The organism is Pseudochrobactrum saccharolyticum (assembly GCF_008801715.1).
Taxonomy (GTDB): domain Bacteria; phylum Pseudomonadota; class Alphaproteobacteria; order Rhizobiales; family Rhizobiaceae; genus Pseudochrobactrum; species Pseudochrobactrum saccharolyticum.
On record NZ_VZPG01000001.1, the window covers coordinates 1,045,509 to 1,072,466 of the forward strand.

13 protein-coding genes are annotated in these 26,958 nt (G+C 53.5%); 5 read left to right on the forward strand and 8 right to left on the reverse strand.

Translation table 11 applies throughout. The features are described from left to right. Positions 1–40: 40 nt before the first annotated feature. From F7P81_RS04675 to polA, 3 genes are all read right to left on the reverse strand, one after another. On the reverse strand, positions 41–1,051 hold the full coding sequence (locus F7P81_RS04675) for an Ldh family oxidoreductase (RefSeq protein WP_151158713.1): 1,011 nt from the start codon (positions 1,049–1,051) through the stop codon (positions 41–43). A gap of 147 nt (positions 1,052–1,198) precedes the next feature. Then, positions 1,199–3,037: a DEAD/DEAH box helicase gene (locus F7P81_RS04680; RefSeq protein WP_151158714.1), complete on the reverse strand. Its 1,839-nt coding sequence runs from the start codon at positions 3,035–3,037 to the stop codon at positions 1,199–1,201. Positions 3,038–3,386: 349 nt separating this feature from the next. Continuing rightward, positions 3,387–6,329, reverse strand: coding sequence for a DNA polymerase I (polA, locus tag F7P81_RS04685; RefSeq protein WP_151158715.1), 2,943 nt, complete (start codon positions 6,327–6,329; stop codon positions 3,387–3,389). A gap of 498 nt (positions 6,330–6,827) precedes the next feature. Here polA and F7P81_RS04690 point away from each other — a divergent pair, with 498 nt between their 5' ends. Then, positions 6,828–8,219 carry a dipeptidase gene (locus F7P81_RS04690; RefSeq protein WP_151158716.1) on the forward strand — a complete coding sequence of 464 codons (1,392 nt, stop codon included), beginning with the start codon at positions 6,828–6,830 and terminating at the stop codon, positions 8,217–8,219. An 82-nt stretch (positions 8,220–8,301) separates the two neighbouring features. After that, entirely contained in the window at positions 8,302–8,922 is a 621-nt protein-coding gene (locus F7P81_RS04695; RefSeq protein ID WP_151158717.1) for a ribonuclease D, read from the forward strand. A 42-nt stretch (positions 8,923–8,964) separates the two neighbouring features. On the opposite strand, the gene F7P81_RS04700 is transcribed toward F7P81_RS04695, so the two are convergent. Continuing rightward, positions 8,965–10,053, reverse strand: coding sequence for an acyltransferase family protein (locus F7P81_RS04700; RefSeq protein ID WP_281348901.1), 1,089 nt, complete (start codon positions 10,051–10,053; stop codon positions 8,965–8,967). Positions 10,054–10,395: 342 nt separating this feature from the next. Here F7P81_RS04700 and F7P81_RS04705 point away from each other — a divergent pair, with 342 nt between their 5' ends. After that, complete coding sequence (locus F7P81_RS04705; RefSeq protein WP_151158718.1) at positions 10,396–12,825, forward strand: PBP1A family penicillin-binding protein; 2,430 nt, start codon at positions 10,396–10,398, stop codon at positions 12,823–12,825. Between the two features lie 147 nt (positions 12,826–12,972). Here the strand turns inward: F7P81_RS04705 and F7P81_RS04710 are convergent, their stop codons facing one another. After that, positions 12,973–13,437: a GNAT family N-acetyltransferase gene (locus tag F7P81_RS04710; RefSeq protein ID WP_151158719.1), complete on the reverse strand. Its 465-nt coding sequence runs from the start codon at positions 13,435–13,437 to the stop codon at positions 12,973–12,975. Next, positions 13,438–14,934, reverse strand: a complete 1,497-nt coding sequence (gene glpK, locus F7P81_RS04715) for a glycerol kinase GlpK (RefSeq protein ID WP_151158720.1) — start codon at positions 14,932–14,934, stop codon at positions 13,438–13,440. 138 nt (positions 14,935–15,072) lie between these two features. On the opposite strand from glpK, the gene F7P81_RS04720 reads away from it, so the two are divergent. Next, positions 15,073–15,819: an SDR family NAD(P)-dependent oxidoreductase gene (locus tag F7P81_RS04720; protein WP_022711309.1), complete on the forward strand. Its 747-nt coding sequence runs from the start codon at positions 15,073–15,075 to the stop codon at positions 15,817–15,819. A gap of 10 nt (positions 15,820–15,829) precedes the next feature. Next, positions 15,830–16,765, forward strand: a complete 936-nt coding sequence (locus tag F7P81_RS04725) for a carbohydrate kinase family protein (protein WP_151158982.1) — start codon at positions 15,830–15,832, stop codon at positions 16,763–16,765. Positions 16,766–16,806: 41 nt separating this feature from the next. Here the strand turns inward: F7P81_RS04725 and pncB are convergent, their stop codons facing one another. Then, positions 16,807–18,111 carry a nicotinate phosphoribosyltransferase gene (pncB, locus tag F7P81_RS04730; protein ID WP_151158721.1) on the reverse strand — a complete coding sequence of 435 codons (1,305 nt, stop codon included), beginning with the start codon at positions 18,109–18,111 and terminating at the stop codon, positions 16,807–16,809. 142 nt (positions 18,112–18,253) lie between these two features. Further along, on the reverse strand, positions 18,254–26,896 hold the full coding sequence (locus F7P81_RS04735; protein ID WP_151158722.1) for a glycoside hydrolase family 94 protein: 8,643 nt from the start codon (positions 26,894–26,896) through the stop codon (positions 18,254–18,256). Between the last annotated feature and the right edge of the window lie 62 nt (positions 26,897–26,958).

Here is a 26,958-nt window from a genome sequence, read left to right on the forward strand (position 1 = left end):
GTGCCAAGTCTGGCACACGGCGCTCTAGACGATTTAGCCGTTACAGCGCACGGATATCATCGTAAAGTTTCTGCGGAATTGTCACCGTGCCATTGGCCAGACTGCGTTCACGAGCTTCATAGCGACGCTGCGATGGCAGCCGTGCCCCCTGATCTGTAATCGCCGAGAACATTTTCTCCGCCCGCCCCATATGCTCTGCCATTGCTGCGCCGAGGAAACTCTCCGGATTCAAGGCAATCACGATTTCCCCGTGTTTCGGCGTTGCACCACGGCCATTATCCCACTCCTGAGATTCAAGGCTCAGCATATCACCGATCAGCGGCCCCGCCAGCAATTCGACCATGGCAGACAGAGCCGAACCTTTATAACCGCCGAATGTCAGCATCGCGCCTTGCAGTGCAGTCTCGGCATCGGTTGTCGGCTCACCATCTTTATCAACTGCCCAGCCCAATGGGATCGGTTTACCTGCACGGCGATGCAGTTCAATCTCACCCCGTGCCGCAGCACTGGTGGCAAAGTCGAAAACAAACGGATATTTGCCTGCACGCGGCCAGCCAAAAGCGATCGGATTGGTACCGAACACACCGGTTTTGCCACCAGCAGGTGCGACCCATGAATGGCTCGGCACCATTGTCAGCGAGACAAGACCATGCTCTGCCAGCATTTCCACTTCCGGCCACAGAGCCGAGAAATGCACACAATGATTGATCGCCATCGCGGCAATGCCAAGCTTGCGGGTTTTCTCGACCAGCATCGGCAAGCCTTTTTCCAGCGCCAGCAAAGAATAACCGCCCTTGGCATCCACGGCGACAATACCGCCTGCACGGTCTTCCACTACGGGCTCCGCATCCAGCACAACAGCACCAGTTTTAATGGTCTGAGCACAGCTCAGCACCCGATAAAGCCCGTGTGAATCGCATTCATCACGCTGGCAGCTTTGCAGCAAACGCGCATTGGCCTGCGCATGTTCCTGAGAAAGACCAAGTTTAATAAAGGTCTTTTCCGCAAGATTGTAAGCTTCATCCAGCGTGATGGTAATGGTGGCGGTCATGGCTGCGGTATCCTCCCTGCGTATAAAGCCTGCTTTAAAAGCAGCCTAATATATCAGATACCTAGCCCAGCCATTACAAAACAGCAAGTTATTACCTTATGAAAATAAAAAACCCGCTCAGAGAGCGGGTTCTTCAAAGCTTAGATTTCAGCGGGAGAATTTACGATCGCCGCCTTCACGTGGCTTACGCGGGCCTTTTGGCTTATCGCCGTAAGGCTTGCCTTCGCCGCCTTTAAAGCGGGATTTGCCCTTAGGCGCGCCCCAGCCCGGCTTGTCATCACCGCCGCGCTTGTCAAAGCGACGCTCACCACCGCGATCAGAACGCGGGCCACGGCTTTCCTGCTCAGGTGCGGTTGAAGTGCGGATCACCAGGCCTTTTTCGCCGGTACCCTGTTCTTCAACAGTCGCAAAATATTCTTTGGCTTTTTCGCTGTTAATCTCGAAACGGGTTTCGTTTTCGAGAATACGGATCGCACCGACATCACCCTTGGAAACCTGACCGGCTTTACAGATCAGCGGCAAAATCCATTTCGGATCGGCACGATGTTTGCGACCAGCCGACAGTGTAAACCATGCACCGCCATTGAAGGAGGAACGATCTTCACGCGGAGCACGCTCGGAGCGCTCGCCACGTTCACCGCGTTCGCGTGCCGGTGCACCCAAAGCGCGTACCGGACCTTCAGAAACATCTTCCGGTGCCGGACGGCTTTCGATTTCACGACGCAGATAAGCGGCTGCGATCTGTTCAGGCGTATAACGCGCCTGCAATTCGCGCATCAGTTCCTGCATGTCTTCAGGAATCTCATCGCTGAGGCGTTCGTTGCTGAGGATAACCTCACGAACTTTTTCCTGAACCGCATTAATGGTCGGCGCTGCAATGCTCTTGGCATCCAGACGTGTCATTTGCAGCAGACGCTCAGCCGAACGGCGACGGGAGAAAGGAACCACCAAAATACAGGTGCCCTTACGACCGGCACGACCGGTACGACCGGAGCGGTGCAGCAATGTTTCACCATTATTCGGCAGATCAGCATGAATAACCAGATCAAGGTTTGGCAGATCAATACCGCGTGCAGCAACGTCAGTCGCCACGCAAACGCGAGCACGGCCATCGCGCATGGATTGCAGCGCGTTGGTACGTTCAGCCTGTGACAATTCACCGGACAGCGCCACAACCGAGAAACCACGATTGCTCAGGCGGCTTGCCAGATGCTTCACGCCTTCACGGGTGGAAGCAAAGATAATGGTATTGACATTATCATAATAAAGCAGCGTGTTGATGATCGCGTTTTCGCGCTCATGCGGCGGCACAATCATTGCCTGATAGGTAATATCGGCGTGTTTTTCATGGCTGGCGGTTGCAGTAATGCGCAATGCATCTTTCTGGAAACGCTTGGCAAGCAAAGCAATGGATTTGGAAACAGTTGCCGAGAACATCAGTGTACGGCGATCTTCCGGTGCTTCACCGAGGATGAATTCCAGATCTTCGCGGAAACCGAGATCAAGCATCTCATCGGCTTCATCAAGCACAACGGCACGCAGATCAGACATATTCAGCGCACGACGGGTAATATGATCGCGCAGACGACCCGGTGTACCAACGATAATATGTGCACCGCGTTCCAGATTGCGGCGTTCGGTACGGATATCCATACCACCAACGCAAGTGGTGATACGGGCACCCGTTGGTGCGTAGAGCCATTCCAGCTCGCGGGCAACCTGCAAAGCCAGTTCGCGTGTCGGGGCAATAATCAGAGCCAATGGCGCACGCGGGGCTTCCAGACGATCGCCCTGTTCGAGCAGATCAGGCGCCATGGCAATACCAAAGGCAACAGTTTTACCGGAGCCGGTCTGAGCAGAAACCAGCAGATCGCGACCGTCATTGTCAGGCGTCAGCATAGCTTCCTGAACGGAGGTCAGTTCCTCATAGCCACGAGCTTTGAGCGCACCGGCAAGGGCAGGTGCAATAGTAGAAGGCAAGGTCATGAATGACTTTCAGCAATGGCTCACCCACGCATCAACTGGCCCCGACATTATTTGCCCTGAAGTTTCAGAAGCAAATGTCCCATCCCTGGCTTCATTCATGATGAAACGGCAAAAAGCCGTATACCATGCTTTCACACATCCGTGACCGGTAACGTAAATAAGCAAACAACAATAAGTGATGATGCTGCGCTACGTAAAGGCGAATGACATTGAGGTCAACCTGCAACGGGCGATTGTTACAATCTATTCCGCACAGAAGACCAGTCTTTCGCTTTTTAAGGCGCTTATGTTGCAAAACCGGAGTTCTGCAACATGTTCTGGTGCCTCTTACTGCATTAACTGCATAAGATCAATGCGCTTCATCCCAGTTTTGCGCGGCTCTGGCATCAACCTGCAACGGTACGGCCATAGAAACAGCCGGCATTGCCGCATTGACCATCACCTCACGCACCACTTCAATGGTCGCGTCAACCTGTGCGTCATCAACCTCGAAGATCAGTTCGTCATGCACCTGCAACAGCATTTGCGCATCGAGTTTCGCATCTGCCAGTGCCGGTTCCATGCGGATCATCGCACGGCGGATAATATCTGCCGCCGAACCCTGAATAGGCGCGTTAATCGCCGCACGTTCATTAAACGCACGCACCTGCGGATTACTGGCTTTGATCTCCGGATAATGAATACGGCGACCGAAAATGGTCTCGACATAGCCTTGTTCACGCGCAGCAGCCTTGGTTGCTTCCATATAATCCTTGATACCGGGGAAACGCTCAAAATAGGTGCGGATATATGAGCTTGCCTCTTCACGCGGAATGGACAGCTGATTGGCAAGACCAAAAGCCGAAATGCCATAAATAATACCGAAATTAATCGCTTTAGCGCGACGGCGCACTTCAGAAGGCATGCCCTCTACCGGCACGCCGAACATTTCAGATGCTGTCATCGCGTGAATGTCGATACCGTCATCAAAGGCTTTTTTCAACTGCGCAATATCCGCCACATGCGCGAGTACACGCAGTTCAATCTGGCTATAGTCGGCAGAGATCAGCTTTTTACCCTGCGGCGCCACAAAGGCTGTGCGGATTTTACGGCCTTCTGCGGTGCGCACCGGAATATTCTGCAGGTTCGGTTCTGACGAAGACAGACGTCCTGTGGTCGTTACCGCCATGGAATAAGAGGTATGGACCCGCTTTGTTTCAGGGTGAATATAGCCGGGCAGTGCATCCGTATAGGTGGATTTAAGCTTGGTGAGCTGGCGCCAGTCAACGATCTTGCGCGGCAGCTCATGGCCTTCCGCCGCCAGATCTTCCAGCACCTGCGCAGAGGTCGACCACTGGCCGGTTTTGGTTTTTGAACCACCCGGCAGGCCGAGTTTGCCAAACAGAATATCGCCAAGCTGCTTCGGTGAGCCGATATTCATCTTTTCACCGGCAAGCGTATAAATCTCATCTTCAATAGCCGCAGCCGATTGCGCCAGATCACCGGAAAGACGGGAGAGAATTTGGCGATCAACGCTGACACCGCGCTCTTCCATCCGCGCCAGCACTTCAACCAGCGGGCGCTCCAGCCGCTCATAAACTGAGGCCATACCATCTGCCGCCAAACGCGGCTTCAGCACCTGCCACAGGCGCAATGTGACATCGGCATCTTCCGCACCATAGGCGATGGCGCGATCAATCGGCACCATGTCAAAAGTCACTGCCGACTTCCCGCTGCCAGCCACCTCCTTATAAGGAATGGTTGTGTGACCAAGCCAGCGTTCTGCCAGCACATCCATGCCATGGGTGCCGGTACCGGCATCCAACGCATAGGACAGCAACATCGTGTCGTCAAAACGCGCAATATTAATGCCGAGACGATGCATAACCAGCCAGTCATATTTCATATTCTGGGCAATGATCAGCACTGACGGGTCTTCCAGCAGCCGCTTCAGTTCTGCAAGAGCTGTATCCAGCGGAATCTGCCCTTCGATCAATCCGCCGCCGAGCAAATCGCCCTGACCGGATTTATGTATCAGCGGGACATAACAGGCCTTGCCTGCCGCCAAGGCCAGTGAGAAACCAACCAGCTCCGCCTGCATCGGATCAAGCGAGGTTGTTTCGGTATCAAAAGCCACAAAACCCTGATCAATCGCCTGATCGATCCAGTCTTTCAGCACCGCAATATCGGTAATGCCAACATAAGCAGAATGATCGATCTTGTCAGAAGTGCCTTGCGCTTTGCGTGCTTCCACCAGCGCCTGCGGCCGCATCAGCTGGCCGCTGTGTTCTGCACTTATAGTCGCGGCTACTTTTTCCGGTGCGGAAGTTTCAGCAACATCTGTGCCACGATCAAGATCAGGGCCTCGTGCTTCCGCGCCCCATTCTGTCTCCACAGTGATCGGCTCAATTTCCGCCGCAACCGTATCTGTGGCCTCTGCCACACGGCGGGTCAGCGTGGTCAGTTCCATCGCCTTCAGGAAGCCGATCAGCTTCGGCCCGTCCTGAGGTTCCAGCATCAGACCATCAAGATCGACCTCCAGCGGCACATCATTCTTCAATGTCACAAGCTGACGCGAAATGCGGGTCTGATCCGCAAAAGCGATAATATTCTCGCGGCGTTTATTCTGTTTAATCTCGGAAGCACGGGCAAGCAGCGTATCCAGATCGCCGAATTCTTCCAGCAATTGCGCGGCAGTTTTGGGCCCGATACCCGGAATGCCCGGAACATTATCGGTTGAATCGCCGGTCAGCGATTGCAGGTCGATCATCTTCTCCGGCGGCACACCCCATTTTTCAATCACTTCAGGGATTGAAATCTGCTTGTCCTTCATGCCGTCATACATCGAAACCTGTTCGGTCACCAACTGCATCAGGTCTTTATCGGATGAGATGATCGTGACTGTCGCACCGGCCTCTTCGGCAAGTCGGGCATAAGTGGCAATAATATCATCCGCCTCATAGCCTTCCTTTTCGATGCAAGGCAGGTTGAAAGCATGAGTGGCCTGACGGATCAGGCCGAATTGCGGGATCAGATCTTCCGGCGGGGCAGTACGGTTGGCTTTATATTCCGGATAGATTTCCTTACGGAAAGTCTGTGACGAATAATCGAAGATAACCGCAAAATGGGTCGGCACCACGCCGACATCCGTATTGCGCGCATCTTTCAGGAGCTTCCACAGCATGTTGCAGAAACCGGACACCGCACCAACCGGCAAACCGTCTGATTTGCGGGTGAGTGGCGGCAAGGCGTGATATGCGCGGAAAATATAGCCGGAGCCGTCGACGAGGAAGAGATGATCACCTTTTTTCATGGTAAAAGATGTAAAGCATAAGCGCGAAAAAAGAAATCACGCCATATCGCTCGTTACGAAATAATCCTCGCTTATCTTCCGCCCTGTCCGGCACCCTATAAGCAATAACTTTTTTGTGACTGACACGCCGCGTTTCAGCCCTTGTATTGCCACTTTTTCTGGCCACATTAGCCCTATCGACAACATTGTCGGTTTCCGTTTTTCGGCATGTCCCCCGCCGGAAAACCGGGGTGGTAGCCTCCCCCCCCCTCTGGCTGCCACCATTTATTACAAGCCGTTACGGTTCCCCTCACCGTAACGGCTTTTGCTTTTCCGGTTAAAGACAACAACTGCTATTTATTGCTGTGCATTGAGTTTACGCAAAAGCCGTTCCCACTTTTACAGCAAATGCCCGACATCATCCCTGTACAGTCTCCGGCCATTTACGCTAAAACCGTCCGGACTTTAAAAACACATTCATGCTTTGCGAGTCGAAGCATGCTTTTTCATGAGGGTAACATGTCAGCACTTGAACCTGTTCTTCAGCACCTCGATCAGAACCTCGACCACAGTGTCGATCATCTGTTTGATCTTCTGCGCATCAAATCCATTTCGACAGATCCGGCTTTCAAAGCCGATTGCCGCAAAGCTGCGGAATGGCTGGTAGAAGATCTGAAAAGCATTGGTTTTGATGCAAGTGTGCGCGACACACCGGGTCACCCGATGGTTGTTGCCCATCATGAAGGCGCAACAGCAGATGCCCCGCATGTGCTGTTTTACGGCCATTACGACGTACAGCCGGTAGACCCGCTGAATCTCTGGGAAAATGATCCGTTTGATCCTGCCGTTAAAGAAGTTGAAGCCGGCCGTAAAATCCTGACCGGTCGCGGTACATCCGATGACAAAGGCCAGTTGATGACTTTTGTCGAAGCCTGCCGCGCTTATAAAGCAGTCCACGGCCAGTTGCCGGTCAAAGTGACCATCCTGTTTGAAGGTGAAGAAGAATCCGGCTCACCATCGCTCAAGCCATTCCTCGACAGCCACAAAGAAGAACTCAAAGCCGACGTTGCTCTGGTTTGCGACACCTCGATGTGGAACCGTGACACACCGGCGATCTGCGTTGGCCTGCGCGGGCTGGTTGGTGAACAGATCACCATTAAAGCCGCTGACCGCGACCTGCATTCCGGCTTCTTTGGTGGTGCCGCCGCCAATCCGCTGCATGTACTGTCAAAAATCCTTGCAGATCTGCATGATGAAACCGGTCGTGTAACTGTAGAGGATTTCTATGACGGCGTGGAAGAAACCCCAAGCCAGATTTTGAAGTCCTGGGAAGGTCTTGGCCGTACCTCTGAAAATTTTCTCGGTCCTATCGGTCTGTCCGTACCGTCGGGCGAACAGGGTCGCAGCGTTCTGGAACAGACATGGGCGCGCCCGACTGCCGAAGTCAACGGCATGATCGGCGGCTATACCGGTGAAGGTTTCAAGACTGTTATCGCCGCAGAAGCATCGGCCAAAGTTTCCTTCCGCCTCGTACATAAGCAGGATCCGGATAAAGTCCGCGCCAATTTCCGCAAATTCGTTGAAGCTCGTCTGCCTGCTGATTGCCGCGTGGAATTCCACCCGCATGGCGGTTCACCGGCTATCCAGCTTTCCTATGATTCACCGTTGGTGACACAGGCCAAGCAGGCTTTGTCTGATGAATGGCCAAACCCTGCGGTTCTGATTGCCATGGGCGGTTCTATTCCGATTGTCGGTGACTTCGACAAATTCCTCGGCATGGACTCCCTGCTGGTCGGCTTCGGCCTTGAGGATGACCGCATCCATTCTCCGAATGAAAAATACGAGCTGTCCTCCTTCCATAAAGGTCAGCGCTCTTGGGCTAGAATTTTGGCGGCACTTGCCGCCAAGTGAGGCCAGAATTTTGGCGGCAAGTGTCGCCAAGGGGCGCGCATTCTCGCCGCACTTTAAAAGAAATAAGATAACGGAACTTTCAATGACAACTATCCGCGTTCATAAAAACGATCTGCCTGATCTTGATAATTATCAGGTGGATTCCGTCGCCATTGATACGGAAACGCTGGGGCTCAATCCTCTGCGTGACCGTCTGTGTGTCGTACAGATTTCACCGGGTGACGGCACCGCGGATATTATCCAGATCGAAAAGGGGCTGAAAAAAGCCCCTAATCTGGTCAAGCTGCTCAAAGACCGTTCGATCACTAAAATCTTCCATTTCGGTCGTTTTGATCTGGCAGTGCTGACACATACATTCGGCGTGATGCCGCAGCCGGTTTTCTGCACAAAGATCGCCTCGAAACTGACCCGCACCTATACGGATCGCCACGGTCTGAAAGAAATCTGCTCGGAGCTTCTGGAAGTATCCATTTCCAAGCAGCAACAGTCTTCTGACTGGGCAGCAGAAACCCTGTCTCAGGCGCAGCTTGAATATGCAGCGTCCGATGTTCTCTATCTGCATCGTCTGAAAAAAGTTCTGGAATATCGTCTGGAGCGCGATGGTCGCGAAAAACAGGCTGAAGCCTGCTTCAAATTCCTGCCAACCCGTGCAGAGCTTGATCTGATGGGTTGGGACGAGCAAGACATCTTTGCTCACGCTTAAAAATTTAAAGCCCGCTTTAAGCGGGCTTTTTTATTATATGCCTTACGCTCGTACCGGAATAGTCCCGCTGCGGTCTATAATCGCCCATTGCGGCCGTGCGAACAGGAAGCGTCCGTAACCGGTTTTCTCAATCAACATATAAAGAATAACCGGCAGGATCACGCCCATCGCCATAGTCAGCAGCGAAATCGTGCTGACATCGGTAATGATACCTGTTTTAAGCAGCACTGTGCGGGTAACCGCCATCGGCAGGAAGAATGCCAGATACACAACAATGGAATGTGCGCCGAGATAACTCAGCACCCGATGCACAATATTCGCTGAGCTTAAACAGGCGAGCAGCGATGATACGCTGATAATCGCCAGCGCACCAAGGAAGCCGAGGAACAGCGAGACCAGCGGCAATTCGCTATAGCCGCCCAGACCGCCCGCCTGCCATGCCTGTCCGCTCAGCAGCGACTGGCCGAATTCCGGTACAGGTGTGAACACCATCTGATATTCGACAAAAGCCCAGAGCAGCAGGCCGGTTACGGCAATCATTTTGTTGCGCGCTACCCATTCGGCCATACGGAAAATCTGCGGTGCCAGTGCATAACCGGCATAGAAATAGACAAAGCGTGAGCAGAATTCGTCAATCATGATCCAGCCGGTATGGATCGGCAGGATTTCCAGAATGGCAAGCATAGTCAATACAAGCCAATGCGGCACGTCACGCATGAAACGTGTCGCCAGAAAGAAAAACGGCAGAATATAAATAAACCACAATGTACCGAAAGGCTCGATAAAGGCCATCAGATAAGCACTGACGACACCGGAAACGCCGCCCTCGGCCATTATCCCCGGTGCTTTAAAAACGAACTGGATAGTCAGCCACAGAACATAAAAATACAGGAAATGCACGACTTTTCGGTCAAGATAGCGCAGCCACGGCCGGTCGATCACCGCACTCAAAAACAGGCCTGAGATCAGAAAGAAATCCGGCATACGGAACGGTTTGGCAAAGGCGACAACATAATGCATCCAGCCGGTCTGACCGGCGGCCTCTTCCACACCCAGCGTTGAATGCATCATCACAACAAAAATGATGCATATCCCTTTGGCGATATCGACCCAGTCAATCCGTTGTGTCACGCTATACCTATCTGAACCAGTTTAACCTGTTTTCTATAATGAAATATCACAAAAGCTGAATAGTATTTTCGTGTGCGGCCTGCATTAGATGAACTGGGGCATTTCCAGTTTTAGTTAGAATATCAGAATGCTCTGTCCATTTGCTATTACGCGCATCTTTCACCGAAAACCGCTGCACGTTTTTCGGTATGTGCTCTTAAGTACATTCTTGAATACAAAGCATAATTTCAAAGCCCTGATGACAGCATTATACTGTTAGCAAAACTTTACTGCTCTTTAAACTGCCTCAATTACGGTGCAAAGCACAGCTATTCAATTTTTTAAGCAGGTTTACCAACGCATATGGCTTCCAGAGATTCAAAAGACCGACGCATAGAACCGTCCTTCGGAAAGCCAGAGACGCCTGCCAATAGAGATGAAATGCGCATTGATGAGAGTGACCGCGTGAATGGCAGCGCATCCAAAAAACGTGCACCGCGTCCTGAACGCGCTTCCCGAAAATCAAAAAAGCAAGAGCAAGCTTCCGGCTCTTTCCGCTGGCTGCGCCGTCTGTTCTACTGGTCATTTGTCCTGATGCTGTGGGGCGGTATCGCCCTTGCCGGTGTGGTGATTTATATCGCTGCCAAAATGCCGCCGACCAGCGACTGGGCTATTCCTGACCGCCCGCCGAATGTCAAAATCCTTGATGTGAACGGCAAGCTGATTGCCAATCGCGGAACAACCGGTGGCGAGGCTATCGGCTTGCGGGAAATGTCGCCTTTCATTCCGCAAGCAGTCATCGCCATCGAAGACCGGCGTTTCTATTCCCATTATGGTGTTGATCCGATTGGTCTCGGTCGCGCCGTCTTTACCAATATTACCAAAGGTCGTGCAGTACAGGGCGGCTCTACAATCACCCAGCAGCTGGCCAAGAACCTGTTTCTTTCACCGGACAGAACACTGGAACGTAAGGTGCAGGAAGTGATGCTCGCTTTGTGGCTGGAGCATACTTACACCAAAGACCAGATTCTGGAGATGTATCTCAACCGCGTTTATCTCGGCTCCGGTGCTTATGGCGTGGATGCCGCCTCACGGCGCTATTTTGATAAATCTGCCAAGGATGTGAACCTCACCGAAGCCGCCACACTGGCAGGCTTGTTGAAAGCACCGTCACGCCTCTCGCCTGCCCGCGACCCGAAAGCTGCCAATGATCGTGCCAAGCTGGTGCTGGCAGCGATGCGCGATCAGGGTATGATCGGCCTCAAAGAACAAGCCATTGCCGAAAGTGAACCGCCGACACGTGCAGCTGCTTACTGGTCAGGGTCGGAAAATTATGTTGCAGATGCCGTATTGTCGGAACTGCCGAAGCTGATCGGTGAAACCAAAAGCGACGTAACCATTCATACCACTGTTGATCTGGATTTGCAGAAGGTTGGTGAAGAGGCCATTCGTGATCTGATTTCGCAGAACGGCAAGAAAATGGATGTCAGTCAGGGCGCCCTCGTCTCCATTGACGGCACCGGTGCGGTGCGTGCGATGATCGGCGGCTATGATTATGCCAACAGCCAGTTTGACCGCGCGTCGGAAGCCCGCCGGCAGCCCGGTTCCACTTTCAAGCCATTTGTCTATCTGACTGCACTGGAACAGGGACGCACGCCGGATTCCATCCGCAATGACGCGCCGGTGCGCATCGGCAAATGGACACCAAGCAATTATAACGGCAAATATTTCGGCGAAGTAACGCTGGCAACAGCTCTGTCTCACTCGCTCAATTCGGTTGCTGCGCAGCTGGTAATGGAAGTCGGCCCGCAGGCCGTGGTCGATACTGCCCATCGTTTCGGTATTCAGTCTGCCCTCACCACCAATGCCTCACTGGCACTCGGCACATCGGAAGTGACCCTGATGGAGCTGACGGATGCTTTTGTGCCTTTTGCCAATGGTGGTTATCGCGCACCGGTGCATATGATTACCAAAATCACCGGTAATGACGACAATGTGCTCTATGAATATCCGGCGGAACAACAGCAACGGATTATTACCGAGCAGGTGCTGGGCATGATGAATGCCATGCTGCGCCGCACAGTTGAAGACGGCACGGCAAAACGCGCCAAATTCGGCAACTGGCCTGCAGCAGGCAAAACCGGCACCAGCCAAAACTCGCGTGATGCGTGGTTCATCGGCTATACGGCCAATCTGACCACCGGCGTGTGGTTCGGTAATGATGACGGCAAACCGACCAAGAAAGTCACCGGTGGCGGCCTGCCTGCAATGGCATGGAAAACCTTCATGACTGCCGCCCATAAAGGTGTGCCGGTTGCTGATTTGCCGAGCACTTATGAAATTCAGAATGTGCTGCCGGGTGGTAGCGACGAGCTGCCGGATGCAACGGCCAGTATCGGCCAGCAGCCGCCTGCATCAGGCAATAGCGGTTATCCTGCCTTGCCGGAAAATGATGAGACTTACTGGCCACCAGCTCCCGGCGCACCGCGACAGCCTGACGGTGCACAATTACCGTCTCAGCAAAACCAGCCTGCGCAACCGCCGATCTCCGTACAGGAAAACCCTGCACCGGTTGGAAATACAGCGCCACCGGTTCAGGATAATTCAGGCTATCCGACGCCTCTGCCTGACAATTCCGGCTATCCGGTACAGGCACCGCAAGGCAATAATGCACCGCCGCCGGTGGCCGGAGATCCGGCCTATGACGGCCCGCGCCCGCAAGGTGATGTCGGCGGACAACCCGTGCGCAAAAACACGACATTGCTCGATGTGATTATGGGCAACGGGGAATAATCAGAGCGGTTCCAGTTAAGAATGAATCGTAGGAACCGCTGTAATTATTTGTTTTGACGCATTATCCGACGCATCGCAGCAGGAAAAGAAATCAGTCCTGCGAACTGATTTCCCTGCGGAGGCGCTTCGCACTTTTGCTGGAAATGCTTATAGCGCTTTACTCATCGGGAAGGACGGCATGCCCGACCTTCCCGTTTTGGCATCGCCCTCGGGCAAATAACCGAGCTTTTCATAAAACTGTTTTGCTGTGGCCGTGCTGGTCAGACGGCTCACAACCTGCCCCTGCTCTTTAAGCCAGCCTTCAGATACTGCCATCAAAGCCTTGCTGACACCGCGATACTGATAATCCGGTGAAACATAATTCAGCAAAACACCGTCTATTGCCGAGACAGCAGCAACACCGGCAATCCGCCCGTCAATCTCGGCAACAAAATAGATCTGCCCCTCGCGCGCAATCCATCCCCGCAGATTGTCTTCTGTTTTATTGGCAAGCCATGGATTCAAAATCCGCGGGTTATTCTGATGATCCGCAACACAAAGCTCCCTGATCGAGCGGCGCAGAACCGTGCAAACCTCTGCCGCATCTTCTGCTGTCGCCGCCCTTATCAGCATTTATTGCTTCGCTCTGAGTGTGCTGCGCACAGACTTATGCCAGCCATTGATTTTACGTTTGCGCAAAGCAGGCTCCATCAGCGGTTCAAAACGCTGCTGTTGCTGCCAGTCTTTGGCAAAAGCCTGCATATTACCCCAGAGACCTGCTTTCATACCTGCAAGCCATGCCGCGCCCAGCGCCGTGGTTTCCAAAATAACCGGACGGTCAACCGGCGCGTTGAGAATGTCTGACAGATTTTGCATCGTCCAGTCGGAGGCAACCATACCGCCATCAACCCGCAGAACAATATCGCTGGTGTCCGTTTTCCAGTCTTTATGCATGGCTTCAAGCAGGTCATGTACCTGATAAGCAACGGATTCCAGCGCGGCTTTGGAAATTTCAGCAGGACCAGAATTACGAGTCAGCCCGTAAATCGCGCCACGCGCTTCTGCATCCCAATGAGGAGCGCCCAAGCCCACAAAAGCAGGCACCAGATAGACATCCTGTGTCTCATCGGCTTTGAGCGCCAGCTCACCGGACTCCGCTGCATTTTTGATGATTTTCAAACCGTCGCGCAACCATTGCACTGCAGCACCGGCAACAAAAATCGAACCTTCCAGCGCATAAGTCACCTCGCCGTTCAGACGATAGGCAATCGTCGTCAGCAAACGGTTGCGCGACAGAACTTTATCCTTGCCGGTATTGAGCAGCGCAAAACAACCGGTGCCAAAAGTCGCCTTCAACATGCCTTTGGCAAAACAGGCCTGACCGATCATTGCCGCGTGCTGGTCACCCGCCACACCGAGGATCGGAATTTCCGCGCCCAGAACATCTGCCTTCGTCACACCAAAATCATCGGCACAGTCTTTCACTTCCGGCAGCATGCTACGCGGAATGTTGAACAGTTTCAGCAGTTCTTCATCCCACTCATTCTTGGCAATATTGAACAGCAATGTGCGGGAAGCATTGGTGGCATCGGTGGCATGAACCTGACCGCCGGTCAGCCGCCAGATTAGAAAACTGTCGATTGTGCCAAACAGCAGCTCGCCCTTCTCTGCTTTTTTACGCGCACCGGGCACTTTGTTGAGAATCCATGCCAGCTTGGTTGCGGAGAAATACGGATCAAGCAACAGGCCTGTCTTGCGGCGGATACGCGGCTCAATGCCCTGTTTTTTTAATTTCAGGCATTCTTTTTGCGTGCGGCGATCCTGCCAGACAATCGCATTATAGACCGGCTTGCCGGTTGTCTTATCCCAGACCACGACCGTTTCACGCTGATTGGTAATGCCGATTGCTGCCACATCTTCCATACTGGCGCTGGCATTTTCAACCGCCTGTTTGCAGGTCGCGACAACACTTTGCCAGATTTCTTCCGGATCGTGCTCGACCCAGCCGGATTTGGGATAATGCTGCGTAAATTCCTTTTGCCCGAGACCGGTGATCTTATGATTTTGATCGAAACAAATGGCTCTGCTGGATGTTGTACCCTGATCGATTGCCAAAATCAGTTTCGACATAAATATCTCCGTTTCGTAAAAGCATCTTTTTAAAATTATATGCTTGAATCATTCAGTGCCAAATTTAAACACGCCTTGCAAATTTTAAAATCTATAGTGATAGTGTCCACTTAAAATTAGCAATAAAGGCCGATTAAAATGACTGATACGCCTAAAAAAACCATCGTACTGACCGGTGCCAGCCGCGGTATCGGCCATGCAACCGTGAAGCGTTTTTCACGGGCGGGCTGGCGTGTCATTACCTGCTCACGTCAGGATTTTTCCGACAACTGCCCGTGGCCTGCTGGCCCTGAAGATCATATCAAGGTTGATCTGGCTGATCCGGAAGATATCGGTCGTGCAATTTCAGAAATCCGCCGTCGTCTGGAAGACAATGGCGGTCAGCTTAATGCCTTGGTCAATAATGCCGGTATTTCCCCCAAAGGCGCTGGCGGAAGCCGCCTCAATTCCATTGAAACCCAAATGGCCACATGGCGCGATGTGTTTCAGGTGAACTTCTTTGCACCGATCATGCTGGCGCGTGGTTTGTTCAAAGAACTGGAAGCGGCGCAGGGTTCGGTGGTCAATGTCACCTCGATTGCCGGAAGCCGCGTGCATCCTTTTGCCGGTACCGCCTATGCCACATCCAAAGCAGCGCTTGCCGGTCTGACCCGTGAAATGGCCTCCGACTTCGGCCCGCATGGTATTCGCGTCAATGCGATTGCACCGGGCGAAATTGAAACTTCCATCCTGTCACCGGGTACAGAAAAACTGGTGGAGCAGATGCCGTTGCGCCGCCTCGGCCAGACATCGGAAGTGGCTGAAACCATCTATTTCCTCTGCACTGAAGCCTCATCCTACGTGACCGGCTCGGAAATCCACATCAATGGCGGTCAACACGTTTAAGGGTGAGAGCATGATCCTCTCCTGCGGAGAAGCGCTGATTGATATGCTGCCGCGCGAAACACAGAGCGGCGAGACCGGCTTTGTGCCCCATGCGGGCGGCTCCGTGTTCAACACAGCCATTGCCATTGGCCGGTTGGGTGCAAAGGCCGGATTTTTCTCCGGCCTATCATCGGATTTTCTCGGGCAAATCCTGCGCGATACGCTGGAGAAATCCCGCGTTGATACGCGGTTTTGTGCGATCTCGGATCAGCCGACAACGCTTGCTTTTGTGCGGCTGAAGAATGGTCAGGCGAGCTATAATTTCTACGATGAAAACACCGCCGGTCGTTTGCTCAGTGAGGCGCAACTGCCGGAACTGAATGATGATGTCAGTGCTCTGATGTTTGGCGGTATCAGCCTCATTCCGGAACCTTGCGGCAGCACCTATGAAGCGCTGATGCGGCGGGAAGCGCCAAACCGTGTGACAATGCTCGACCCGAATATCCGCCCGAATTTTATTCCGGACAAAGCCGCCCATCTGGCGCGGATCAAGCGGATGATTGCACTGGCTGATATTGTCAAAGTCTCAGATGAAGACCTGCTCTGGTTTGATGAAGGCACGGATCATGATGCGATTATCCGCAACTGGCTGGCCGCAGAGGGACAGAACGGACCTAAAATCATCATTGTCACCAAAGGCGCAGATGGTGCCGTAGCCTATGCATCCTGCGGTAAAATCAGTGTCGGTGGCGAAAAAGTCACCGTGGCCGATACGGTCGGTGCCGGTGATACGGTCAATGCCGGTGTGCTGGTGAGCCTTGAAAAGCAAGGCCTACTGAATAAGCAATCCCTTGCGACCATCTCGCAAGAACAGCTGACCAAAGCCATCGCCTTTGGCATCAAAGCCGCAGCGATTACCGTGTCGCGTGCCGGTGCCAATCCGCCGTGGGATTATGAAATCACTTGATAAGGAAAAGGCGGCTTTCTTAAAAAGCCGCCTTTTGTATTTTAAACCCGCACTTCCTGAGTGACCCGATCTTCACCGCCGAAAAACTCGATATAGCGTTTCACCGCCTCCGGATCGCCGGTGGCTTTTGACGGATTGTCCGAGAGTTTCACAGCCGGACGGCCATTGGCGTCAATCACCTTACAGACCAGTGAAATGGCTCCTAGTCCCGAAACGTGTTTCGGTGCGCAGCCGATGAAATCATTGGTGAGATTGGTGCCCCAACCAAAACTCATCCGCACACGGCCTTCAAAATGGCGGTAGGTTTCTTCAATCGTATCCACGTCCAGTGCGTCGGAGAAGATCAGTAATTTCTCACGCGAGTCTTTGCCCTTGGATTTCCACCATTCAATAATCCGCTCTCCGCCCTCAATAGGTGGAGAACTGTCGGGGCGGAAACCTGTCCAGTCTGCAACCCAGTCCGGTGCATCGCGCAGGAATGCTGTGGTGCCGAATGCATCCGGCAATACGATCAGCAAATTACCGCCATAATAGCGGTTCCAGTCCTGCAACACGCGGTAAGGTGCCGAGCGTAATTCTTCATCCGTATCGGCCATAGCTGCCAGTACCATCGGCAATTCATGGGCATTGGTGCCGAGCGCTTCCAGATCAGTGTCCATCGCCAGAAGCACATTGCTGGTGCCGGTAAAGGCATCGCCGATGCCTTCTTTCAGCGCTTCCACACACCAGCGCTGCCAAAGAAATGAATGGCGGCGGCGGGTGCCGAAATCAGAGATTTTCAGATCCGGCAATTGGCGCAGACGATCAACCTTGCCCCACATTTTGGCCTTGGCGCGGGCATACAGCACATCCAGCGCGAAAGGGCCGAGCGATTTCATGGCCGCGCGGGAGCGTAACTCATTGATAATTGCCAGCGCGGGAATTTCCCACATTGTCGTATGCGTCCACGGCCCGTGGAAATGCAGCTCATATTGTCCGTCGCGCCGTGTCAGCTCATATTCCGGCAGCTGGAATGTGCTGAGCCATTGCAGAAATTCCGGCGTAAAAATCTGTTTGCGGCCATAGAAATTATTACCGGCCAGCCAGATCATTTCTTTTTTGGTCATACGCAGGGAGCGGGCATGATCAAGCTGCGCACGTAATTCGCCTTCATCAATCTCATCCGCCAGCCGCACGGTTTTCGAGCGGTTAATCAGCGAGAAAGTAGCATCCACCTGCGGATAAAGCCCCCAGATCATTTGCAGCATCAGCAGCTTATAAAAATCCGTATCCAGCAGACTGCGAACAATCGGATCCAGCTTCCACGTATGATTATAAACGCGCTGCGCAATATCTGTTCTGGTCATACCAGATGTCCTTATCTGATCCGATGAGATTTATTCTCATCCTGAGCATCATTCTTGTTGGACAGACCATAAGCAGAATTCAGCAAAAATAAAGGGCGATGATTGCTCACCGCCCTTTATTTAAAGTTCTGTCTGGTCTGACTTATTTCAGCTCAAGCACAATTTCGTGCTGTCCCTGCGTTGCCAGAGCAATACCAGCATCGCGTTTTTTGACTGCTTTGCCATCCACTTTCAAACTGTCCCGACCGGCTTTATTGCGCACAGTGATTTTATACAGTGCTTCACCATGACGGTAATCCAGTTCAAAACCATCCCAGTCAGACGGCAATACCGGATGGAGGAACAGCTCATTGCCGCGCTTACTCAAGCCGAGAATACCTTCTGTTGCCACGCGGTAGAACCAGCCTGCAGAACCGGTATACCATGTCCAGCCGCCCTGACCGCGACGCGGCTCAACGGAGTAAATATCCGCTGCAATCACATAAGGCTCAACACGATAGGTCTCAGGATTTTCACCGTGATGCACCGGATTAATCAACGAGAACAGCTTGTAAGCCTCATCACCGCGACCGAGTTTGGTCAGCGCCATAATCGCCCATGTGGCACCATGGGTATATTGCCCGCCATTCTCACGCACACCGCGCGGATAGCCTTTAATATAACCCGGCTCATGCTCAGTCTTGTCAAATGGCGGAGTAAACAGGCGCAACAAGCCACCTTCTTCATCCAGAAGATGCTTTTCAAGTGAAGCCATCGCCTGATCTGCGCGTTCAGGATCAGCAACACCGGACAGCACAGCCCAGCTTTGGGCAATCGCATCAATCTGACATTCGTCACTCAGGTGAGAACCAAGCGGTGCGCCATCGTCGAAATAACCGCGACGATACCATTCACCGTCCCAGCCATGCTCTTCCAATGCCTTGTTCAGAGCATCCAGATGTTTCTGCATGGCTTCCGCACGGCTCATATCACCACGTGATACGCTCAGCGGAATAAACTGCTGCAATGTATAGCTCAGGAACCAGCCGAGCCAGACGCTCTCGCCTTTGCCTTCAACACCGACAAGATTCATACCGTCATTCCAGTCGCCGCCGAGGATCAGCGGCAGACCGTGCTGGCCGGTGCGTTGCATGGCCAGTTCCAGCCCTTTCACGCAATGCTCATAGACCGTGTCGGTTTTGTCCGAGACCTCCGGCTGATAGAAAGCGTCATGTTCGCCCTCGCCCAGCGCACGGCCCTGCAGATAAGCAACGTCCTCATCAAGCACCGCTAAATCACCGGTCACCTGCGTATAGAGCGTTGCCGCATAGGACAACCACACCACATCATCAGAGATCAGTGTGCGCACGCCTGCACCGGTGACCGGCAGCCACCAATGCTGCACATCACCTTCCGCAAACTGGCGACCGGCAACATTGAGCAACTGCTTGCGCGCCAAAAGTGGATCAAGCATCAATAAAGACAGCGTATCCTGCAACTGATCGCGGAAACCATAGGCACCGCTGGCCTGATAGAACGCCGCACGCGCCAGAATACGCGAAGCCATGCTCTGATAAGGCAGCCAGCGATTGACCATTAGATCGAAAGAACGATCCGGCGTTTTCACCTGCAATGGCGCAGTGAAATCCTGCCATTGCTCAGAAGTACGCGCCAAAAGATCATCCATATCCAGACCGCGACCATAGGTAATCAACCCCTGTGCTGTCTCTTCATCTTTGGCATTACCAAGAATGAAGAGGATGTCTTTGGTCTGTCCTGCACTCAGCTCCAGATCATAGCTCAGAGCCGCGCAAGGATCGCGTCCGGCCTCGACCGTACCTGACAAGGATTTACCCTGCATCACACTGTCCGGCTCGGTAACGGAACCGGTGGCACCGATAAACTCCTGACGATCAGAGGTCACTGATACCGGCAGAATATTGGCTGTCAGGAAAGCCACCTGATCTGCCTTGTCGGTATGATAAGGATTACGGGCAAAGAGTGCGCCCAGTTCCTCGTCAAAACGCGGAACAATATAAGCGGCGTTTTTGGCACGGACATTGCCCAGCACCCATTCCGCATAATTATAGAGCCGCAGACGTTTCATCGACTGGCCGCGATTGACAAGACGCAGGCGTGTCAGACGTACCGGCTTGTCCGGATCAACTGCCATGGTCAGTTCACAGAGCACATCGCTATGTTTAGAGGTGAACGTGCTGAAACCCTGACCATGTTGCGCTTCATAGGTTACTTCCGCATCGCGAATGACATTGGCCGTCGGTGCGAAGACCTTGCCGCTGTCACGATCCGCAATATAGAGGGCCTCACCCGGCAGATTGGAAACCGGATCATTCGACCACGGGGTCAGCTGATAATCACGGCTGTTACCGCTCCATGTGAAAGCGGAACCCTCTGCTGAAACATGGAAACCGAACTCCGCATTGGCAATCACATTGATCCACGGATGCGGCGTTGTGCGGTCAGCATTGAGACGCACAACATAATTGCCCGCCGTATCAAAACCGCCATAGCTGTTCCAGAACTCCAGCCCGTCACCGGAAACCTGCTTGTCCGCTTTGAGCTGACGCGGCGCCACGCCCGGAAGCTTGACGACCTGTTCATCATCCGTCTCCGCAGCACGGCGACGGCTCAGACGCGGATCGGTGCTTTCAAGCTTGGTTTCCTTGCGGCTTGCCAGATCAACCGAGAGCTCCTGAATACGCTTGAGCTGTTCTGCCAGAGAACCGTTCTGCGCATGCATTACAATCCGTGCAGCAGCTAGCAGCGTATTATAGGACGCCTCGCTCATCTGATCACGGCGCACCGTGAAAATATGCTGTTTTTGTCCCTGATGCTGCGAACGGACACGGAAACTTTCCGTCAGCCATTCAACTGCACGCTGGGTATCCTGCGCATAGGAAAATGCCCGTTCATTGACCACAACCACATCTACGGTAAGGCCTTTTTCACGCCAGTATTCCTGTGCTTTCAGCACACCGCGCAGCACTTCAAGATCGGCTTCATTGTCAATCCGCAGCACGAAAATCGGATCATCGCCGGAAATCGACAATGGCCAGAGATCAGACTGCGCACCAAGACCCGCAGCAATCACTTCTGACGGCTGGCGCAAAGCGCGATCCGGATAGATCAGATAAGCAGCGGTTTTTTGGTAATCTGTCGCTTCTGCCGGTTTGATGCCGACATGGTGCAAACGCACTTGGCTACGTGTCCATGACAAAGTATATTCACGGGCAAAAGCCTCAGGATAACGCAGAACTGCTGCTTTCTCTTCCAGATAAGAGCGCGAACCGCCTGCCAGTGTCCAGAACACCAGCGACACTTTTTTATGCGCCGGAACACGGACACGGGTACGCAATGAGGCAACCGGATCAAGCACAGTGCCCTGACTGCCGGTAAACTTCATCTCCTGATCGAAAGCCGCCGGATTGCGCAAGGTGCGGCCACGGCCGATAAAGACACGGCGATCAGTTTCAGCTTCCGTCTCACGCACAGCGCCTGACAAATCAGTCACGAAATGCGCCACATGCACTTCCGTGTCCGACGGTGCACGCTTGCGCCGTTTGGCATAGATTGTTGTACCGTCCGGTGCGATTTCCGTTTCCACAAACATCTTGGCAAAAGCCGGATGTGCATCATCCGTATCCGGATTATTCAGCACCAGTTCCGCATAGGATGTGACCTCGATGACACGGTCGCGCGAACTGGTATTGATAATATCAATCCGGCGTCCTTCACCATCGACATCGGTGGTAACAATGGTTTCCACCACAGTCTTGATATCGCCGGAGGTCTTATAGAACTCGGCCTTATCTTCCGTGAACACCGTCTTGGTTTCAGTTTCCAGATGACGCGACGGCTCACCGGTCGCCGACCACCAGCGACCGCTCTCGATATCACGCAGGAACAGGAAACTACCCTGCATCCCTTCCGATGCATCCGGCTGGAAGCGGGTAATCGCCAGGTCATGCCAGCGGCTGTAACCATTGCCGGCAGCCGTCAGCATCAGCGAATACTGACCATTGGACATCAGATGCACACTGCGCGGTGCCTTCAGCGGCTCTTCGATAATACGCATCGGTGCTTCATCAAAGGCACCGCTGTCCACACGCATCGGATTTTCCGTCTTGGCATAGACCATCGGAATTTCACGCGGTGCTTTTTCCTGCAACAGCAGTTCAGCCGCCTCAATCACCGGATCAGAATGGAAACGGCTGCGCATACGACCGTCAAAAATCACGTTATTGACGGCGATAATCGACATACCGTGGTGATGCGCATAATAGTTTTTCACCACAGCGCATTTTTCACCTTCACGCACACGTGACGGCGTGAAATCCACGGAATCGTGGAAGCCGTAACGCCCCAAAGCGCCAAGCTTCTGCAAGACCTTCAGATTAGAAACCGCATCAGCCGGACGATATTGCGAGGCTAACAGGCTCGCATAAGGTGCAATCACCGCATTGCGCGACAGGCCGCGCTGCAGACCCAGTTTCGGCACGCCGAAATTGGAATATTGGTAATTCATCTGCGGATCGCGGGCATTATAGGCTGCTTCCGAGATCCCCCAAGGCAGACCGCGCGAGGTCGCATATTCAATCTGACGCTGCACAACCAGTTTATTAGTCTGATCGAGAAGCGAGCCAAGCGGCTCATTCATCACCAGAGGCGGCATCAAATATTCAAACATCGAGCCTGACCAGGACAGCAGAGCGCCTTTCCAGCCAACCGGCACCAGCAGGCGGCCAAGTTTGAACCAATGTTCTACCGGCACATCGCCCTTGGCAATGGCAAACAGGCTGGCAAGACGGGCTTCCGAAGCCAGAAGATCGTAGCAGCTCTCATCCAGCTCGTTTTCCTGAACGCGGAAACCAATCGACAGCAGACGACGTTCCTTGCGCTCAAGGAAGCCGAATTCCATGTCAAAAGCCAGCTGACGGGAACGGCTGGCAAGGCTCTGCAACTGCATACGCAGTTCTTCAGCATTGTGCTCGCCGATCGCATCATCCGTATGGGCTTTACAGGTGGCAACCAGAGTCCGCGCCCATTCCAGCGCTTCCTGCGACTGGGTGGTTTCCAGCTCACCATCCAGTTCCAGCGCCAGTTTTTCAATATCCTTGGCGAAGAGCGAAATATTGATGGTGCGGAAAGAGGCGGTTTCCGGTTCCTCGCGGAAGGAACGCACAGCGCGGCGGAAATTGGCAATCCGCTCTTCCAAACGGCGACGCAGAGGTCGCAGAATACGGCGATCATCCGGAATGGCAGCAATTGCCTCTTCCAGAATGTCGTTAACGTCGAGAATACCTTCAAAATCGCCCTGCAGATAGACGGACGGTGCCTGCGCCCATTCTTCCAGCGCCGAAGACAGTGTAACCAGATGACCGGCCAGATTGCCGCTATCCACTGCCGACACATAAAGCGGCTGCAATGGTTTCAGCGTATCAGTCTCATACCAGTTATAGAGATGGCCACGGAATTTCTCCATCTTCTCCAGCGTATCCAGCGTCAAACCAATACGGTTCAGCGTATCGTTGAAGCCGATCCAGCCGAAATCACGCGCTGAAATCACAGAGAGGAAATAGACACCGATATTGGTCGGGGATGTGCGCATTGCCACAATACCCACCGGATCTTCCTGATAATTATCCGGCGGCAGATGGTTGCCTTCCTCATTGGTGAAGGCTTCGAAATAGCGCCATGTACGGCGGGCATAGCGGCGCAGATCGCCTTTATCGCTGGAGCGGACTTCCAGCGTATCCTGCGGTTTGGCCGAGCGGCTTACCGCCCATGCAATCCATGGCGAGGCAATCCAGATCACGGCAAAAGGCACGGCAATCAGCACCGCTTTGCTGCCGAACAATACCGGAAGCAGGAATGCCAATGCACCGATCAACAACGACGGCCACATCAGCCGCACATAGAAATCCAGCGTATCAGAAGACTTCATCTGCGCGGCCGCGCGCCACGCCAGAAGATAACGGCGGGAGACAAACAGACGATAGAAAGTACGGACAATCGCATCGCCCATCAGCGTTGCGCTATGGGCAATAAAGCTGAGACGCAGCGCCATATCCGCAAAAGCCAGCGTCACATCAGTCAGCACCGACTGAGCATGGCCTTTCAGCGAATAATCCATATTCACCGGAATAAGATTGGTGACGATACCGAAAATCATCGGCACGAACATCGCCAAAATCAGGAACAGCTGCCAGATGGTGGCAACGCCGAGCGGCAGCAAACACCAGCCCGCAAAAGACGCAATCACCCACATGATCGGGTTGAGCGAACGGCGCAGGTTATCGGCCATTTTCCAGCGGGTGACATTGCTGACACCTTTGCCGGTTGAGAACAGAAACGGCAGCAACTGCCAGTCACCACGCGCCCAGCGGTGATGACGGGAAATATCAACATTATAGCCGGTCGGGTAATCTTCCACGACCTCGACATCGCTGGCGAGCGCACAACGGGCATAGCCGCCTTCGAGCAGATCGTGACTGAGGACTGTATTTTCCTCAATCTTGCCCTGCATCACCTTTTCAAAGGCATCAACATCATAAAGGCCTTTACCGGTGAAAGTACCCTCGCCCAGCAGGTCCTGATAAACATCGGAAACCGCAAAAACATAAGGGTCGATACCACGATTGGCGGAGAAGACGCGCTGCAGAAATGAGGCCTCATCGCCGGTGGTCAGCGACGGGGTAACACGCGGCTGCAAAATACCGTAACCGCTGGTAATACGGCCGGTTTTCTCATCAAAGACCGGATGATTGAGCGGATGTGACAGTTTACCGACCAGATTGGTCACCGATTGCGGTGTCAGACGGGTGTCAGAATCCAGTGTCATCACATAACGGATATCACGCGGCAACGGCACATCCGACGGGAAGAAACTGGTATCATAGTCGCCACGCAGCAGCAGATTCAGCTCATGCAGCTTACCGCGCTTGCGCTCCCAGCCCATCCAGCAACCCTGTGACGGATTGTAAAGACGACGGCGATGCAGGAAGAAGAACCGCGCCTGACCATTGGTGGCATAATCCTCCCCGGCATAATGCGCATTAAGCCTTGCGACTTCCTCGCGGGCATAATCCAGCACTTCCATATCGGCAGGCGTGACTTCCACATTGCTGTCTGTCCAGTCACTGACAATCGCAAAATAGACCTCACCGCGCGGGTTGGTCAGATAATGCACTTCGAGATTGCGGATATGCTCATCCACACTGTCGCGCGAATTAATCAGCGTCGGCACGGCCACCAGCGTGCGGGCATCGGCAGGCAGACCGTCGCGATATTCATAACCGACAAGACGGTTCGGCTGCACAAACCACGGCACCAGCGAGTTAAACAAGCCAAGTGAGGCCTCATAGGCAGGGAACAGCGCGAGGATAGTGAAAAGCAGCTGTTCGCTCTCGCCAAAACCGATGCGACCCATGCCGGTATAAACCAGCACCAGCAGGCCGATAGTCATTGCCCAGACCGGTGCAGCGATCCCCCACAGGCCAAGCCCGCGATAGAGACGCAACAGACGCGATGATAAAGGCGGCGTATAACCGCAAATCTGTTCCAGCTCGGTGCGGGCATTGCCACTCAGATAATAGGCAATCGCACCGCTTTGTTCACGCTCGGTGATTTTATGCTCACGCAGCGATTTTTCACGCGCCAGCCGCAAAGCCGTATTGGTCACCTCAATTTCCGTCATACGGGAATTGCGGGCGATCTTTTCAATGGTCACGCGATAGCTGTTGCGTGAGGCGAAATCGAGATTTTCGAAATCGCTGTTCTCGCGCAGGATCGCATCCATAATGCTGACAGTCTCAACCCATGAGGTCCAGTCCACGTCATCAATGGTTTTGAGCGAGCGGATAATATTGCCCATGGTCATACCGCCGGTGGACTGGCGGGAATGTTCCTCGACAATAATCTCCTCAACATCACGGCCGGTGGCTTCAAGCTGGGCTTCCAGCCATTCAATCGCCGGTCCGGTGGCCGTGGAAGCACTGCGCAAACGATAAAGCAGATGCGTGGCGAAAGTGCCGTCGCGTGCCGGTTCGCTATATTCTGTCAGGATGGATTGCAGTTCTTCCGGTGAAGAGGCGACCACAATCTTGTCCGCCACGCGATTGGCGAAATTGCGCATCGCACGGGCGCGCTCAACACGCAGCGCCAGGCGACGGGCATTTTCCACCAGCATGAAACGGATAACCGACGGCAGCGCCCATAATTCACCGATGCGCAGCGGTTCCACACTCTGGAAACCGTCGATCAGTGCTTTCAGGCTTTTGAGCGAGAAACCACTGTCGCTATGGGCAACATAGAGCCATGCCAGTGCGAAAACCCGCGGCAGGCCTTCGGTGCTCAGATTGGCAGATGCATCGGTGTTTTTTGATACCGCACCATCCGGATGGATATTGGCTGCCAGCGGCAGCTGGCGCAAAAACTTGTCCGGCAAATCGCGGCGTGCCTGCTGCATGCTTTTATCGACAACGTAATAATTGTCGAGCAGCCACTGGGCAGCCGGCGTAATCGTCTCGCCGTTTCGCGATGCCGCATCGGACGAGCGATAGGCATGCAGGATCAGACCGGCATTTTCCGCAAGCCGTTTGTTAAAATCGAATTTCTCATAATCGGGCAAGCGCACGGCTTCATTGCGAGCCAGCGCCGCAGCGAGCAGTTGTAATTCTTCTGGTGTTTTATAATGCCCCCTGATTGGCAAAGGCAGAACCGGCAAAAGGCGGTCAGCAACAGGGCGGGAAAACAACGATGAAAGAGAGAAAGACAAAGCCGGCATATGCCTTTTACAGCCTTTTATAAGATTTAAGTTCCGCTACGGATGGTCAGATTTGCCATATC

Coding starts and splice junctions, on each gene's coding strand:
- pncB (WP_151158721.1), bottom strand. CDS start 18,111: ATGACCAGAACAGATATTGCGCAGCGCGTTTATAATCATACGTGGAAG.
- polA (WP_151158715.1), bottom strand. CDS start 6,329: ATGAAAAAAGGTGATCATCTCTTCCTCGTCGACGGCTCCGGCTATATT.
- glpK (WP_151158720.1), bottom strand. CDS start 14,934: ATGTCGAAACTGATTTTGGCAATCGATCAGGGTACAACATCCAGCAGA.
- F7P81_RS04695 (WP_151158717.1), top strand. CDS start 8,302: ATGACAACTATCCGCGTTCATAAAAACGATCTGCCTGATCTTGATAAT.
- F7P81_RS04720 (WP_022711309.1), top strand. CDS start 15,073: ATGACTGATACGCCTAAAAAAACCATCGTACTGACCGGTGCCAGCCGC.
- F7P81_RS04725 (WP_151158982.1), top strand. CDS start 15,830: ATGATCCTCTCCTGCGGAGAAGCGCTGATTGATATGCTGCCGCGCGAA.
- F7P81_RS04710 (WP_151158719.1), bottom strand. CDS start 13,437: ATGCTGATAAGGGCGGCGACAGCAGAAGATGCGGCAGAGGTTTGCACG.
- F7P81_RS04705 (WP_151158718.1), top strand. CDS start 10,396: ATGGCTTCCAGAGATTCAAAAGACCGACGCATAGAACCGTCCTTCGGA.
- F7P81_RS04675 (WP_151158713.1), bottom strand. CDS start 1,051: ATGACCGCCACCATTACCATCACGCTGGATGAAGCTTACAATCTTGCG.
- F7P81_RS04735 (WP_151158722.1), bottom strand. CDS start 26,896: ATGCCGGCTTTGTCTTTCTCTCTTTCATCGTTGTTTTCCCGCCCTGTT.
- F7P81_RS04680 (WP_151158714.1), bottom strand. CDS start 3,037: ATGACCTTGCCTTCTACTATTGCACCTGCCCTTGCCGGTGCGCTCAAA.
- F7P81_RS04690 (WP_151158716.1), top strand. CDS start 6,828: ATGTCAGCACTTGAACCTGTTCTTCAGCACCTCGATCAGAACCTCGAC.